Below are 13,311 nucleotides of genomic sequence, written 5' to 3'. Positions count from 1 at the left end.
GGCCGGACTCCGTTCTCGTTCAGGTGCCGCGGGGTCCGTGGACCCCGGACGGTCAGCGGGTCGGCAGGTCAGCAGGTCAGCCGCTCCGCGGATCAGCGGATCAGCGGATCAGCGGGTCAGCAGGGACCGTTGTCGGTCCAGACGCCCCACTGGCCGCTCTGGGTCGGGTCGTCGCCCTTGGTCCACCACTTGTTGGTGTAGTAGTGGCCCTTCCAGGAGACCTTGGTGCCGCCGGCCGCGTAGGTGGCGTTCGGGTCCCAGCTCGGGGCGGCCGAGCAGGTGGCCGGCGTGGTCGGGGTGCCGGTCGGAGTCCCGGTGGGCGTGCCGGTCGGGGTACCGGTGGGGGTCCCGGTCGGCGTGCCGGTCGGGGTCTGGGTCGGCGTCGGGGTGCCGGTCGGCGGGGCCGGGCAGCCGGCCGCGGAGCCGTTGGTGGCGTTCACCATCGTGTCGAACAGGCTGGTGTTGGTCCCCAGGTCGTACAGCGAGAAGGCGAAGGAGCCGCCGAGGCCGTTGCAGTGCGCGTAGTCCAGCTTGGCCTGGATGGACTTGGCGTTCTCACCGCTCCAGAAGGTGGTGCCGTCGTAGAAGTAGGCGGCCTTGGCGTCGTCGTCCCAGAAGGTCTTGGACGGGTTGTCGACGAAGCCGGCCAGCTCCTTGTACATCTGGATGCCCGGGACGTTGCCGGACATCGCGGCGCCGGTGGCCGGGGCGGTGGCGGGCTGGAAGAGGCCGTTCTTGCCGTTGTTCTGGACGCCGGTCCAGCCGCGGTAGTAGAACGGCACACCCATGTTGATCTTGTTGGCCGGGAAGCCGCCGGGGATGCCGTACTGGGCGTCGCCGACCGTCCACGCCTTGATGGCGTTGTCGATCGAGTACTTGCCGTTGCCCGGCTTGGCCGGGGTCGACGGGTCGTTCGGGCCGGAGTACAGCGGGGCCTGGTGGTTGGTCGGACCCTGGGGGTCCCAGCCGCCGTGCATGTCGTAGGTCATGACGTCGAGGAAGGTCAGGTACTGACCGATCTTGTCGGTCTCGACGTTCATGATCTTGTCCTGGCCGGCGCCGACCGCCGCCGAGAGGGCGTAGGTCTTGTTGTCGGCCTTGCCCTGGGCGTCCAGCTGGTTGCGGAACTCCTGCAGCAGCAGGGTGAAGTTCTGCTTGTCGGCCGGGCTGGAGATGTTGCCGGTGTGGCCGCCGCCGCCCGGGTACTCCCAGTCGATGTCGATGCCGTCGAAGACGCCCTTGCCCGTGCCCGGACCGCCGTAGCCGGCGTCGGACGGGAGGTTGCCCTTGATGAACATGTCGAGGCAGGACGAGACCAGGTGCTTGCGCGAGGCGTCCGTGGCGGCCGCCGACGAGAAGTACTTGGAGTAGGTCCAACCGCCGATCGACAGCAGGATCTTGAGGTTGGGGTTCTTCGCCTTGAGCTTCTTGAGCTGGTTGAAGTTGCCCGCGATCGGCTGGTTCCAGACGTCGCCGACGCCGTCCACCGAGATGTCCGCGCCGAAGCTCTTCTGGTAGTCGGCGAAGGCGTCGGCCGCGCCGTCACCGGCGTTGGGGTTGTTGTCGTTGGTGTCGGCGGCCTTGGTCGCCTCGAAACAGCCCAGGTCGGACGGGGAGATGTTGGCGAAGTCGTAGATCAGGTAGTCCAGCTTCCCGGCCACGCCGGTGTCCTGGATCGTCTTCGGGTAGTACGCGTTGGCGTACACCGACCACTGGTCGTAGTAGGCGACCTTGATGCCGCCGCTGGTGGCGGTCGCGCCGGTGGAGTTGGTGGTCGCGGCGTTGGCCGCGCCACCGCCGGACAGCGCGAGGCCGGCGCCGAGCAGCAGCGAGGCGGTGGTGCCGGCCGCGATGGCGGCCAGGCTCTTCGGGCGGCGCCGGCGGGGCCCGTCCGGAGCCGGGGTCCCGGCCCTTTCAATGCGTGAGCGCAGCATGGGTGCGTGACTCCTGGGTGTGGGGGTTCCGTCGCCCGGTGGGGTGGCGCGTCCGGGGTGGGGCCGGACGACCGGGACATGACAGATCAGGGGTGGGAATCGAGCGGACAGGCCATGACGGACACCGGGATGTGCCGAACCGGCGCCCCCGGCACGAGGCCGGTGACGCCGGTTCAGGGGCTCCCTGCACCTGGGGAATAAAAATGGACTAGACCAACTCCCCCGTCAAGGGGTCCTGTTGGCCTTGAGACCCGCTTAAGGTTCCGCACCCGCCCCGGAACGGCGGCGCCCGGAGCCGGAACGGGCTCCCCGCGGCCCGGTGCTCAGAACCGGACGGCGTTCGCCACCTCGGCCTCCACCGTGCCGCTGAGCTCCCGGTTGGCCTGCGCGGTGGCCTGGGCGCTCTGGCCCGCCGCCACGTCCTGGACGGTCACCGCGGTGGCGTCCAGCAGCTTGCCGCTCCCGTCGGTGAAGTTCACCTGGACCACGTACCGGTACGACTCCTGGCCGTGGTTGGTGACGGTCAGCTGCGCCTGCGGCCTGCCGTCCGGACCGGTCGACACCGCGCCGACCGAGACGTCCCCCTTGGCGTCCAGCCCGCCCTTGATCCCGGCGACCGCCGAGGAGGCCGCCGAGACCGCCGCGGAGGCCTCCGCCTGCGCCGAGCCGAGCAGCCCGCCCACGCCGCCGGCCGCCGAGGCCAGCGCCGACGCGGCGGAGGCGGCGGCGCTGGCCGCCTTCTGCACCTCGCCGGCCGCCGCGGAGGCCTCACCGCGCGCACTCTTGCCGGAGGAGCAGCCGGCCAGCACCGCCGAACCCAGCACGGCGGCCGCCAACACCCCTGCGGCCAGCCGGTGCTGACGGTTCGTCGGTACGGCCGGGCGCGGTGCGGTGCGGCGCGGCCCGGAGGCGGCCCGGGTGAGCGGCTGGCGGTCCATGCGGGTCCTCGTTCCTTCCGGCGCCGGGCTGCCCGGCACACCTCCCGCCCACCCTCCGAGCCGCCCGCCGCGCCCGCCAGCAGGGGTGGTGCCTCCGGGTGAGGCCTCCTGCGGCCTTCCGGACGGGGCCCGGCCTCAGGACAGCCCGGAGCCCTCCTGCTCGTCGGCCTCCACCGCCGCCCGCTCCTCGCGCAGCCGCACCAGGTGCCGACGGCGCGCCACCACCCCGTACGCGCCCGCCGCGCTCGCCACGAAGGCCAGCGCGCCGACCCACGGCCGGTCGAAGACGTGCCCTGTCAGGTGGTCCAGCGAGTACCGCCCGGGGCCGGCCAGGCCCATCGCCAGGGCGGTCCCGCCCAGGAACGCCGGGTACTCGTAGCCGCCGGACATCGCGAAGAAGCCCGCCGGGGCGTGCACCGCCACGGCCCCGGCCATCGTCCCGGCCACCACCGCACCGGCCGCCGGGGTGGCCAGCCCGGCCACCAGCAGCGCGCCGCCGCCCGCCTCGCCGACGCCCGCCGCGATGGCGCTCTCCCGGGCCGGGTGGAAGCCCATGTGGTCCATCGCCTGGGTGGTGCCCTCCAGGCCTCCACCGCCGAACCAGCCGAACAGCTTCTGGGTCCCGTGCGCGATCAGCACCCCGCCGACCGCGCTGCGCAGGGCCAGCAGGCCCAGGTCCCTACGGTTCAGGCACATGTCGCATCCTCGTTTCCGCCGGGGGAGTGGTCGTCCGTACCTCCATGGCACCCGAGAGCGCCCGCCGGCTCGACCCGGGGCCGCCATCCGGGCGAATCCGGCCCCGACAAGGAATGCTGGGCCCATGTTCGTCTTCAACCTGGGCAGCGCCTTCATCACCTTCTTCGCCGTGGTCGGCCCGCCGAAGACCCTGCTGACCTTCGCCAGGCTGGCCGGGGACCGCAGCACCCGGGAGCTCCGGCGGCTGGCCGCCTGGAGCACGGCCGTCTCGGCGCTGATCGGCCTGGTCCTCGGCTTCGGCGCGGACGAGGTGACCACGCTCTTCCACATCAGCGACCAGTCGCTGCAGCTCGCCGGCGGGGCGATCTTCTTCGTCTACGCCGTCGCGCTGGTCTTCGGCCTCCACCTCGGCGCGGACGGCGACGACGACGAGCACCTGGGCAACCCGCTCGTGGACGGCATCCGCGAACTGCTGCTGCCGTACATCGCCAGCCCGCTCGCGATCACCGCCGTCCTGGTCGCCTCGCTCAACCAGGACAACTGGGGCTGGAAGGCCGCCGTCGCCGGGGCGTACGTGGCCGTCGCGGTGCTCAACTACCTCTGCGTGGCCGTGCTCGCGCCGCTGATGCGGCGCACCCACAGCACCTCGCTGGAGGTGGCGTCCCGGCTGCTCGGGCTGCTGCTCGCGGCGGTCGGCGTCGAGCTCTTCCTGGAGGGCCTGGCCGGGCTCGGGGTGCCGCTGCCCGCCGGGCACTGAGCCGCAGCCCCCGGACGGGCGCTCAGCCGGCCGCCAGGAGGGTCAGCACCTCGCCGATCCGCCCGCGCACCAGCGGGTCGGCGACCAGCCCGTCCGGGCCGACCGCGCCGCGCTCCAGCGGGATCCGCACGCAGGCCTGCGCCAGCACGGCCGCGCCGGTGTAGCCCAGGACGGTGCCCAGGGTCGCCTCGGCGCCCTGGCCGCGGCCGGGCCCGGCGCAGTTGATCCAGGCCGCGGGCTTGTCCGAGATCTCGATCCCGCCGACCGTCCAGTCCAGCAGGTTCTTGAACGAGCCGGGCAGCGTCCCGGCGTACTCGGGGGTGCAGACGAGCAGCGCGTCGGCCGCCTCGATCGCCGCCCGCAGCGCGGCCACCGGCTCCGGCAGGGGGTCGGTGTCGTGGTCCGGGTTGAAGTGCGGCAGCCCGGCCAGGTCGGCGTAGTACGTGGTCCGGACGCCGGGCAGGTCGTCGGCCACCGCGGCGGCGGTGCGCAGCACGGCCTCGTTGGCGGAACCGGCCCGCAGGCTCCCGGGCAGCAGCAGGATGTGGCGCTCGTTCGGCATGCCGAGGAACCTACTCCCTGACGTCCGCGTCAAGGCCAACCGGCGTCAGGGCCGGCCGGCGCCGGGGGGGCAGGCGGGCTCGCGCCGGTCAGCTCGGCAGCAGCGGCCGCCAGGGCACCGGGCTGGAGAGGATCATCGAGCTGGCCGGCGGCCCGTACCCGCCGAGCCGGTCGCAGAGCGCCTCGAACTCGGCCATCGTGGCGACCGCGACCAGCAGCACGCAGCAGGCCCCGCCGGTGACCCGGTGCAGTTGCAGCACCTCCGGCCAGGTCGCCACCTCGGGGTCGCGCAGCACGCAGCGCGGGCCGTAGCACTGCACCTGGACCAGCGCGGTGATCGGCAGCCCGGCCCGGGTGGGGTCCACGTGGGCGTGGTAGCCGCTGATCACGCCGTCCGCCTCCAGGCGGCGGACCCGTTCGGCCACCGCGGGTGCGGACAGGCTCACCCGGCGGGAGAGTTCGTTGTACGAGAGTCTGGCGTCGGCCTGGAGTTCGGCCAGCAGGCGGCGGTCGACGGCGTCCATGGGGGCTCCCGGAGCGATGGTGATCAGCAGGTGTGATCAGCGGTTTTTCATTCGTAAAGCAGATCGACCGAACGCCTCGCGAACGACAACCCGAAGCCCTGTTGCGGTGCTCGTCGGCCATTCAAGCGGGGGACCGCGGCGCCGCACAATGGGCACCCCGGTGGAACCAGGACGTCCGTCCGCTCCACCGGACCCGGGCGACGCGGCCCGGACGGAGCAGGAGGGATCGGGATGGGGCACGACACGGTGGAGACACCCAGCCTGTCGTTCGGTGGGGACGGCCGGCCGGGTCGGGGCACCCCGTACGCGCAGTACGTGCGGCTGGAGGAGCTGCACAGCCTCCAGCACCCGCGCAGCAAGGAGCCGGCCGAGCTGTCCTTCATCGTCACCACCCAGGTGATGGAGCTGCTCTTCGACCTGCTGCGGCACGAGTGGACGATCGCCCGGCAGGCGCTGCGCGAGGACGACCCGACCGCCGCGCGGGCCGCGCTGCGCCGCGGCACCCACGTCCAGGACGTGCTGGTGGAGTCCTGGGACCTGCTGGCCACCATGACGCCGCAGGAGTTCAACTCCTTCCGCGCCCTGTTCGGCGAGGCCTCCGGCTTCCAGTCCTCGGCCTTCCTGCACCTGGAGTTCCTGCTCGGCAACAAGAACGCCGCGCTGCTGAACATGTACGAGGGGATGCCGCAGACCCGGGCCGAGCTGGCCGAGGCACTGCGCTCCCCCGGCCTGTACGACGAGGTGCTCGGCCTGCTGGCCCGCCGCGGCCTGGCGGTGCCCGCGGCCGTCCCGGAGCAGCGCTACCGGCCCTCCGAGGAGGTCGCCGCGGCCTGGCGCCGGGTCTACACCGAGCCGGAGTACGCCGACCTCCAGCCGCTCGCCGAGACGCTGCTGGACGTCGCCGAGCGGGTCACCCGCTGGCGCCAGCGGCACCTCAGCTCGGTCAAGCGGACCATGGGCGCCAAGCCCGGCTCGGGCGGTTCCAGCGGACTGACCTGGCTGCGCAAGGCGGCCGAGCAGGACGTGTTCCCGGAGCTGTGGACGATCCGGGACGAGCTGTGACCGAGCCGGTGGCGAAGGAGAGAACGGGCATGACCACGCGCGAGGACTGCGCGGCGCTGGACGCCGTCGACCCGCTGGCGGCGTTCCGCGAGGAGTTCGCCCTGCCGGACGGGGTGATCTACCTGGACGGCAACTCGCTGGGCGCGCTGCCGGTGCGCACGCCCGAGCGGGTGGCCCGGGTGGTCGAGCGCGAGTGGGGCCGGGAGCTGATCCGCAGCTGGAACGACGCCGGCTGGTTCGAGCAGCCGTACCGGCTGGGACGGCGGATCGCGCCGCTGATCGGGGCCGATCCGGCGGAGGTGGTCGTCTGCGACACCACCTCGGTGAACCTGTTCAAGGTGCTCGCGGCCGCGCTCCAACTGCGCCCGGGGCGGCGCACGGTGCTCGGCGACGTCGAGGCCTTCCCGACCGACCTGTACATCGCCGAGGGCGTGACCGGCCTGGTCGAGGGCGGGCGCAGCGTGCTGATCCGCCCCGAGGAGCTGGACCGGCACCTGGACGGCGACGTCGCCGCCGTGGTGCTCTCGCACGTGGACTACCGCACCGGCGAACTGCTGGACATGCCCGGGATCACCGCCCGGGTGCAGGCCGCGGGCGCCCTGATGATCTGGGACATCTGCCACTCCGTCGGCGCGCTGCCGGTCGAACTCGGCGCCGCCGGCGCCGACTTCGCGGTCGGCTGCACCTACAAGTACCTGAACTCCGGCCCCGGCTCGCCGGCCTTCCTGTACGTCGCCGAGCGGCACCTGGCGGCCGGTCCGCGGCAGCCGCTGAGCGGCTGGTTCGGGCACGCCCGCCCGTTCGCCTTCGAGCCCGGGTACGACCCCAGGCCGGGCATCGGGCGCTTCCTGACCAGCTCGCCCTCGCTGCTCGGCCAGGCCTCGCTGGAGGTCTCCCTGGACATCTGGGAGCGGGCCGACCTGGCCGCCGTACGGGTCAAGAGCCTGGCGCTGACCGACCTGTTCGTCTCGCTGGTGGAGGGCCTGGACGGGATCGAGGTGGTGACCCCGCGCGAGCACGCCCGGCGGGGCAGCCAGGTCGCGCTGCGGCACCCGGACGGGTATCCGGTGGTCCAGGCGCTGATCGCGCGCGGGGTGATCGGGGACTTCCGCGCACCGGACCTGATGCGCTTCGGCTTCACGCCGCTGTACCTCTCGTACACCGAGGTGTGGGACGCGGCCCGGCGGCTGGCCGAGGTGCTGGAGAGCGGTGAGTGGCGGGAGGAACGGTTCTCCCGTCGGGGCGAGGTGACCTGACCGGGGCAAGGGGCCGGCGGAAAGGGGCCGGCGGAAGGGGCCGGCGGCGGGGGGCCTTTGCCGTTAATAATGCACAGTATTAATCTGGTGCGCATGGCAAGGACATCGGCGGGCCACGAGACCCGCGACAGGCTGCTGCGGGCGGCGGAGGAACTCTTCGCCACCCGGGGCGTGGAGGGTGCCCTGACCAGGGACATCACCCGGCTGGCCGGACAGGGCAACCCGTCCGCCGTGCAGTACCACTTCGGCTCCCGCGAGGGCCTGCTCGACGCGATCATGGCCGGCCGCCAGGACCGCACCGAGCGGGCCCTCGCGCCGCGTCTGCCCGCACTCGCGGACGCGGACCTGTCCGGACTGCTCGACGCGCTGGTCGCGGCCGAGGCCACCGAACTGCGCACCGAACAGGGCCGGTACTGCCTGCGGATCTCCGCCCAGGTCAGCCACAGCAGCGGGGTCCGCACCCGGACCCCGCACCCCACCCTCGCGGGCGGCGGCTACTGGCGGCTGATCGAGCTGGTCGAGGAGCGGATCGCCGCGCTGCCGGAGCCGATCCGGCTGGAACGGATCGACCTGGTCCTCACCCTGGTGGGCGCGGCCCTGGCCGACCGGGCGCAGCAGTACCTCACCGGGTCCACCCCCCTCACGGACGAGGAGACCTTCCTCGCCGACCTGGTGACGGTGTCCGCCGCCATGCTCTCCGCCCCCACCCCCCGAAGGAGCACGTCATGAACGACCTCACCGGCAGGACCGTCCTGATCACCGGCGGCGCCCGCGGCCTCGGCGCCGAGGCCGCCCGGCTCGCCGTCGCGGCCGGCGCCAACGTGGTGATCACCGACGTGCTGGCGGAGGACGGCGCGGCCACCGCCGCCGAACTCGGCGAGCGGGCCCGGTTCGTCCGGCACGACGTGACCTCCGAGGCGGACTGGCAGCGCGTGGTGGACTTCGCGGTGGCGGAGTTCGGCGCCCTGCACGGCCTGGTCAACAACGCCGGGATCTCCACCGGTTCACTGCTCGCGGACGAGAGCGTCGAGCACTTCCGCAAGGTCCTGGACATCAACCTGACCGGCGTGTTCATCGGGATGAAGACCGTCGTCCCGGCGATGCGCGCGGCCGGCGGCGGCTCGATCGTCAACATCTCCTCGGCGGCCGGCCTGATGGGCCTGGCGCTCACCGCCGGCTACGGCGCCTCCAAGTGGGGCGTGCGCGGCCTCAGCAAGATCGGCGCGGTGGAGCTCGGCACCGAGCGGATCCGGGTCAACTCGGTGCACCCGGGCATGACCTACACCCCGATGACCGCCTCGGTCGGCATCCGGCGCGGCGAGGGCAACTACCCCAACACCCCGATGGGCCGGGTCGGCGAGGCGCCCGAGATCGCCACCGCCGTGGTCTACCTGCTCTCCGACGACTCCTCCTACGTCACCGGCGCCGAGCTGGCGGTGGACGGCGGCTGGACCACCGGGCCGACCGTCAGGTACGTCATGGGCCAGTAGCCCGCAGCGGGACCGGGAGCACGGCGCGCCCGGCGACGTGACGCAGCTCATGCCCGAGCGGGAGTTCGACCGCCATCGCACCAGGGAAACCTCGTCCTTGACGATCCGTCACACCCTGGGGAGGTTGGCGTGAACATCGAACTCGGTCCGCTCAAGCCGGATCCCTCCATGCTGGTCCTCGGCCTGGCCCAGCTCTTCCTGCTCATGTTCGCCCTCGGCGTCGTCCTGCTCCCCCGCATCGAACGGGTGCGGGCCCAGCGGTGGGACGCGACCGAGGGGCGCGCCGAACGGGCGGAGGCCGTCCGCGCCGAGGCCGAGGCGGTCCGGGACGCGGCGCTGCACGAGATCACCGAGGCCCGGCACCAGGCGGCCCGGATCCGCCAGGAGTACACCGAGCGCGGCACGGCGGCGATCGCGGCGGCCCGCGCCGAAGGCGTCCGCGACCGCGAACTGCTCCTCGCCACGGGCCGCGCCCGGATCGCCGCCGACCGGACGCAGGCCGCCGGTGTACTGCGGCAGGACGTCGGCGACCTGGCCGTCGTGCTGGCCGGCCGGGTGGTCGGCGAACCGGTGCACACCGTCGCCGCCCAACGCCGCACGGTGGAGCGGTTCTTCGCTCAGCCGATCGACTGACCGATCGTCAACTCGGCCACCAACTGGCGGTAGACGCCGAAGGCCGGCTTGCGCGTCCAGTCGTCGCGAAGCAGTCCGAAGTGGTGGAACGGACCCGGGCCGGCGCTGTCGGCGTCCCGGAGGGAGAAGAACGAGTAGCTCCGGACGGCGAGTTCACCCGCCAGCCCGGCCACCGCCCGGACCACCTGCTCCACCACCTCGGCCTGCCGGGCCTCGCTCCGCCCCGGACCGGTGGGCCAGCCGTTCTCGCAGATCCGCAACGGGACGGCCGGCCCGATCCCGGCCCGGGGCAGCGCGTCGTTCCGGAAGCCGGTGAGCACCGCCCGCACCGCGTCCGCGAGCCGCCCCTCCGGGACGGGGCGGAAGACGTCCGGGAAGAAGTCCAGGCCGACGTAGTCCAGGGCACGGTGGAAGCGCTCGTCGGCGAGCCGGCCCAGCTCCGGCCAGAAGGTGTCGGCGGGGTCGAAGCTCGGCACCGCGTTGAAACCGACCGCCAGGTGGTCGTAACCGCAGGCCAGCGCCTCCTCCTTGGCCGCGACGACACCCTCGACCAGCGCCCGGCGGACGTTCGGGGTGCTGCCGTCGAGGACGGGCAGGTCCAGGTTGGGCTCCTCGCAGATCTGCAGGAGCGCGAGGCGAGGGCCTTCGGCCCGGACGGTCCGCCGGACGAAGTCCAGCCAGCCCGCCAACTCCCCGCTGCGCTCGCGGAACTGGAGCACGAGGTCGAGCTTCCGCCCCTCGGCGGCGTACCGCTCGGGCCGCTCCGGCGTGTGCGCGCCGTCCGGGTACAGGCGGTAGGCGCGCACGAGCAACTCGGCCGCCTCCCCCTGGAGTTCGCGCAGGGCGGCGGTGATCTCCGCGGGATCGTCGGGGCGGACGGGAGGGATCAGCCCTGCCTCGTCGCCGAGCAGTCCACCGGGGTAGATGCCGAAGGTGAAGGTCATGGCGACACCGTAGCCGATATTTTTGGTGTCACTGCAAGTTTTAAGTGACACCATGATTCGGCGCTACGATGCGGCCATGGGACTTCGCGAACTCAAGAAGCAGCAGACCCGGGAACTCCTCTCCGACACCGCCATGGGCCTGTTCGCCGAGCACGGCTTCGACCGGGTCACCGTCGTCGAGGTGGCCCGGGCCGCCGGGGTCTCGCCCAACACGGTGTTCAACTACTTCCCGACCAAGGAGGACCTGTTCTTCGACCGGCAGGACGAGGTCGTCGGCCACCTCGCCGACGTGGTCCGCCGCCGGCCCGCCGGCAGCTCCGCCGTCGACGCCGTCCGGGCCGACCTGCTGGCGGGCCTCGCCGACGGGGAGCCGACGATCGGGCTCGACCCCCGGATGGCCGCGTTCTGGCGGATCGTCGCGGACAGCCCGGCCCTGCGGGCCCGGCTGCTGGAACTCGGCGAACGCTCCGAGGCCGCCCTGGCCGCCGCCCTGGCCGAGGAGTCGGACGCCGGACCGGCGGACCCGCTCCCCCGGGTGGTGGCCGGCGCCCTCGCCGGGGCCCACCGGGCGGCACTCGGCGAGGTGCGGCGGGCGATGGTCGCCGGGGAGCCGGCCGAGGAGGTGCGGGAACGGGTCGCGTCGGCGGCGGACCGGGCCTTCGGCCTGCTCGCCTCCGGACTCGCCGGATACCCGTCGGGGGGCTGAGCCGGAGCACTGGGTCGGGGCACCGAGTCGGGGCGCTGACGCGACTCGGGCCGCCCGGCCACGAGGGCGGGCGGCCCGAGGGGCACTGGCCGGGGCGTCAGCTGTGGCGGCCCCGGCGACGGCGGGCGGCCAGCACGGCGAGGCCACCCAGGCCGAGCAGGCCGACACCGGCCAGGCCGAAGACCACCGGCGCGTTACCCGCACCGGTCGAGGGCAACTCGCCGTGGCCACCGGGGTGGTGACCGCTCGGGTGGTGGCTGGTCGGGGCCGGGCCCGCGCTCGACGTGGACGAGCTCGCCGATGCCGAGGTGGTGCTCGCGCTCGGGGAGGTCGGGGTCGGACGCGGCGAGGTCGGGCTCGGGGACGTCGGCGACGGGGACGTCGGGCTCGGCGAGGTGGGGCTGGGCGAGGTGGGGCTGGGCGACGTCGGCGACGGCGACGTCGGCGACGGAGAGGTGGGGGACGGCGACGTCGGGGAGGGCGAGGTCGGGGACGGCGAGGTCGGTGTCGGGCTCGGCGTCACCCGGCAGTCCGGCAGGTCCCCGTCGAACGGGTAGCTGTGGATCTCGTAGCCGCCCGTACCGGTGTGGATCAGGTTGCCCGCGAGGTAGACCCGGCCGTTGATGCCCGGCTGGGCGAGGGTCGTGGTGCTGCCCGGGTTGCCGGCCATGACCGCGCCCTGGAACTGGGCGCTGCCGTTGATCTGCGCCGAGGTCGCGGTCGGGAAGTTGTACAGCAGCTTGGAGCGCAGGTCGGTGGTCTGGTCGCCGGCCAGGCCGGTGCCCGTGTAGGTGTTGATGACCGGGCTGTCCCCGAGCATGTTCACCACGACGGTGGCCCCGGCCGGGATGTTGGTGAAGACCAGACCGATCTGGCCGCCGCTCGGGGAGGCCAGGTTCTGGGTGACGTTGAAGACCTGCTTCATGCTGACGCCGTCACCGGTGAAGGTGGCCTGGCTGGAGGAGACGTCGACGGTGCCGGTCGCGGTGGCCCGCCCGACGCAGTCGGAGACCTCCTCGATCCGGGTCAGCACGTCCTGGTAGGGCGCGGCGGCGTTCGGGTCCTGGATCGACCGGCCGGTGGGGTCGATGCTGACGGTGCCGGTGACGCCGCCCGCGTGGCGCAGGTTGCCGAAGGCCGGGCCGTGGGAATCGCTGCCGCCGATCAGGATCGAGTTGCCGGTCCTGACGTCGACGTTGCCGCCGGTGGTGACGAAGTCACTGCCGTCGGGCGGCACGACGCGCGAGCCGACGCCCACCACGCCCATGTTGTAGACGCCGCCGCCGTTCTTGTCGACGGTCAGGTTCCCCAGCGTGACGATCTTGCCCTCGGCCTCGGCCGCGCGGCCGTTGACGGTGTAGTCGCCGCCGGTGAAGACGTTGATCGTGGCGTCCCGCCCGGTGAAGTCGCCGTTGTTCGGCGGCGGCCAGGTGGCGGGGCAGTCGGGGCCGGAGCAGGCGCCCAGCGGCGGGGCGAGCGGGGCGGCCGAACCGACCGTCAGCACGGCGGCCAGCGGCACGGCGGCGACGGCGGTCGCCACGGCGATCCGGACGGCCCGGCGGCGGCCGGTGGCGGGTGTTCTTCTCACGGCGGTCGCTCGGTGATCCGGCGAACCGGTGGCCTGACCCATCGACAATTCCTCCGCGCAGAGAAAAGGGCAGGTCCGGACGACCTGCCAGATTCATTCATATCTCCTGATGATCCCACAGATCAGAGACATTCAATCCTAAAACGGACTGTTCACACCCTGCGGGCCCTCAGATCGGATCCGAGCACCCTGCGGACGACCCCTCGTTCCGCCCGACCCGCC

14 protein-coding genes are annotated in these 13,311 nt (G+C 73.0%); 7 read left to right on the top strand and 7 right to left on the bottom strand.

Features of this window, described 5'->3' with window-relative positions:
* Nucleotides 1-116: 116 nt before the first annotated feature.
* The 3 genes from ACFXPX_RS25375 to ACFXPX_RS25365 all read right to left on the bottom strand — a co-directional run bounded on the left by ACFXPX_RS25375 (nucleotide 117) and on the right by ACFXPX_RS25365 (nucleotide 3,568).
* Nucleotides 117-1,934: a glycosyl hydrolase family 18 protein gene (locus ACFXPX_RS25375; RefSeq protein WP_380525233.1), complete on the bottom strand. Its 1,818-nt coding sequence runs from the start codon at nucleotides 1,932-1,934 to the stop codon at nucleotides 117-119.
* A 323-nt stretch (nucleotides 1,935-2,257) separates the two neighbouring features.
* On the bottom strand, nucleotides 2,258-2,872 hold the full coding sequence (locus tag ACFXPX_RS25370) for an FxLYD domain-containing protein (RefSeq protein WP_380525234.1): 615 nt from the start codon (nucleotides 2,870-2,872) through the stop codon (nucleotides 2,258-2,260).
* A gap of 135 nt (nucleotides 2,873-3,007) precedes the next feature.
* On the bottom strand, nucleotides 3,008-3,568 hold the full coding sequence (locus tag ACFXPX_RS25365) for a DoxX family protein (RefSeq protein WP_375887885.1): 561 nt from the start codon (nucleotides 3,566-3,568) through the stop codon (nucleotides 3,008-3,010).
* A 124-nt stretch (nucleotides 3,569-3,692) separates the two neighbouring features.
* Between ACFXPX_RS25365 and ACFXPX_RS25360 the strand changes: the two genes are divergently transcribed.
* Nucleotides 3,693-4,325 (top strand): MarC family protein, encoded by a 633-nt coding sequence (locus ACFXPX_RS25360; protein WP_375887882.1) that lies wholly within the window; start codon nucleotides 3,693-3,695, stop codon nucleotides 4,323-4,325.
* A gap of 22 nt (nucleotides 4,326-4,347) precedes the next feature.
* Here the strand turns inward: ACFXPX_RS25360 and ACFXPX_RS25355 are convergent, their stop codons facing one another.
* Entirely contained in the window at nucleotides 4,348-4,887 is a 540-nt protein-coding gene (locus ACFXPX_RS25355; RefSeq protein WP_380406186.1) for an NADPH-dependent FMN reductase, read from the bottom strand.
* An 88-nt stretch (nucleotides 4,888-4,975) separates the two neighbouring features.
* Nucleotides 4,976-5,410 (bottom strand): Lrp/AsnC family transcriptional regulator, encoded by a 435-nt coding sequence (locus ACFXPX_RS25350; RefSeq protein WP_030288688.1) that lies wholly within the window; start codon nucleotides 5,408-5,410, stop codon nucleotides 4,976-4,978.
* A gap of 231 nt (nucleotides 5,411-5,641) precedes the next feature.
* Between ACFXPX_RS25350 and ACFXPX_RS25345 the strand changes: the two genes are divergently transcribed.
* From ACFXPX_RS25345 to ACFXPX_RS25325, 5 genes are all read left to right on the top strand, one after another.
* Nucleotides 5,642-6,472, top strand: a complete 831-nt coding sequence (locus ACFXPX_RS25345; RefSeq protein WP_380525236.1) for a tryptophan 2,3-dioxygenase — start codon at nucleotides 5,642-5,644, stop codon at nucleotides 6,470-6,472.
* Nucleotides 6,473-6,501: 29 nt separating this feature from the next.
* Nucleotides 6,502-7,728: a kynureninase gene (gene kynU, locus ACFXPX_RS25340; RefSeq protein WP_380643419.1), complete on the top strand. Its 1,227-nt coding sequence runs from the start codon at nucleotides 6,502-6,504 to the stop codon at nucleotides 7,726-7,728.
* Nucleotides 7,729-7,821: 93 nt separating this feature from the next.
* Nucleotides 7,822-8,457, top strand: a complete 636-nt coding sequence (locus tag ACFXPX_RS25335; RefSeq protein ID WP_380525238.1) for a TetR family transcriptional regulator — start codon at nucleotides 7,822-7,824, stop codon at nucleotides 8,455-8,457.
* The gene (locus ACFXPX_RS25330; RefSeq protein ID WP_380525239.1) at nucleotides 8,454-9,218 is read left to right on the top strand and encodes a glucose 1-dehydrogenase; all 765 of its coding nucleotides are present in this window, start codon (nucleotides 8,454-8,456) and stop codon (nucleotides 9,216-9,218) included. The genes ACFXPX_RS25335 and ACFXPX_RS25330 overlap by 4 nt, the downstream gene beginning before the upstream one ends.
* A 129-nt stretch (nucleotides 9,219-9,347) precedes the next feature.
* Nucleotides 9,348-9,851 carry a hypothetical protein gene (locus tag ACFXPX_RS25325; protein WP_380593034.1) on the top strand — a complete coding sequence of 168 codons (504 nt, stop codon included), beginning with the start codon at nucleotides 9,348-9,350 and terminating at the stop codon, nucleotides 9,849-9,851.
* On the opposite strand, the gene ACFXPX_RS25320 is transcribed toward ACFXPX_RS25325, so the two are convergent.
* Nucleotides 9,836-10,795 (bottom strand): hypothetical protein, encoded by a 960-nt coding sequence (locus tag ACFXPX_RS25320; protein WP_380593035.1) that lies wholly within the window; start codon nucleotides 10,793-10,795, stop codon nucleotides 9,836-9,838. The two genes, ACFXPX_RS25325 and ACFXPX_RS25320, sit on opposite strands and share 16 nt — an antisense overlap.
* Nucleotides 10,796-10,871: 76 nt before the next feature.
* On the opposite strand from ACFXPX_RS25320, the gene ACFXPX_RS25315 reads away from it, so the two are divergent.
* Entirely contained in the window at nucleotides 10,872-11,501 is a 630-nt protein-coding gene (locus ACFXPX_RS25315) for a TetR/AcrR family transcriptional regulator (protein ID WP_380593036.1), read from the top strand.
* 97 nt (nucleotides 11,502-11,598) lie between these two features.
* Here the strand turns inward: ACFXPX_RS25315 and ACFXPX_RS25310 are convergent, their stop codons facing one another.
* On the bottom strand, nucleotides 11,599-13,089 hold the full coding sequence (locus tag ACFXPX_RS25310) for a choice-of-anchor A family protein (protein ID WP_380643417.1): 1,491 nt from the start codon (nucleotides 13,087-13,089) through the stop codon (nucleotides 11,599-11,601).
* Nucleotides 13,090-13,311 lie beyond the last annotated feature (222 nt).

This window comes from Kitasatospora sp. NPDC059146, assembly GCF_042786665.1.
In the GTDB taxonomy this organism is placed as follows: Bacteria; Actinomycetota; Actinomycetes; order Streptomycetales; family Streptomycetaceae; genus Kitasatospora.
The sequence above is the reverse complement of the archived record's forward strand: the minus strand, read 5'-3'. Positions and strand labels throughout refer to the sequence as shown.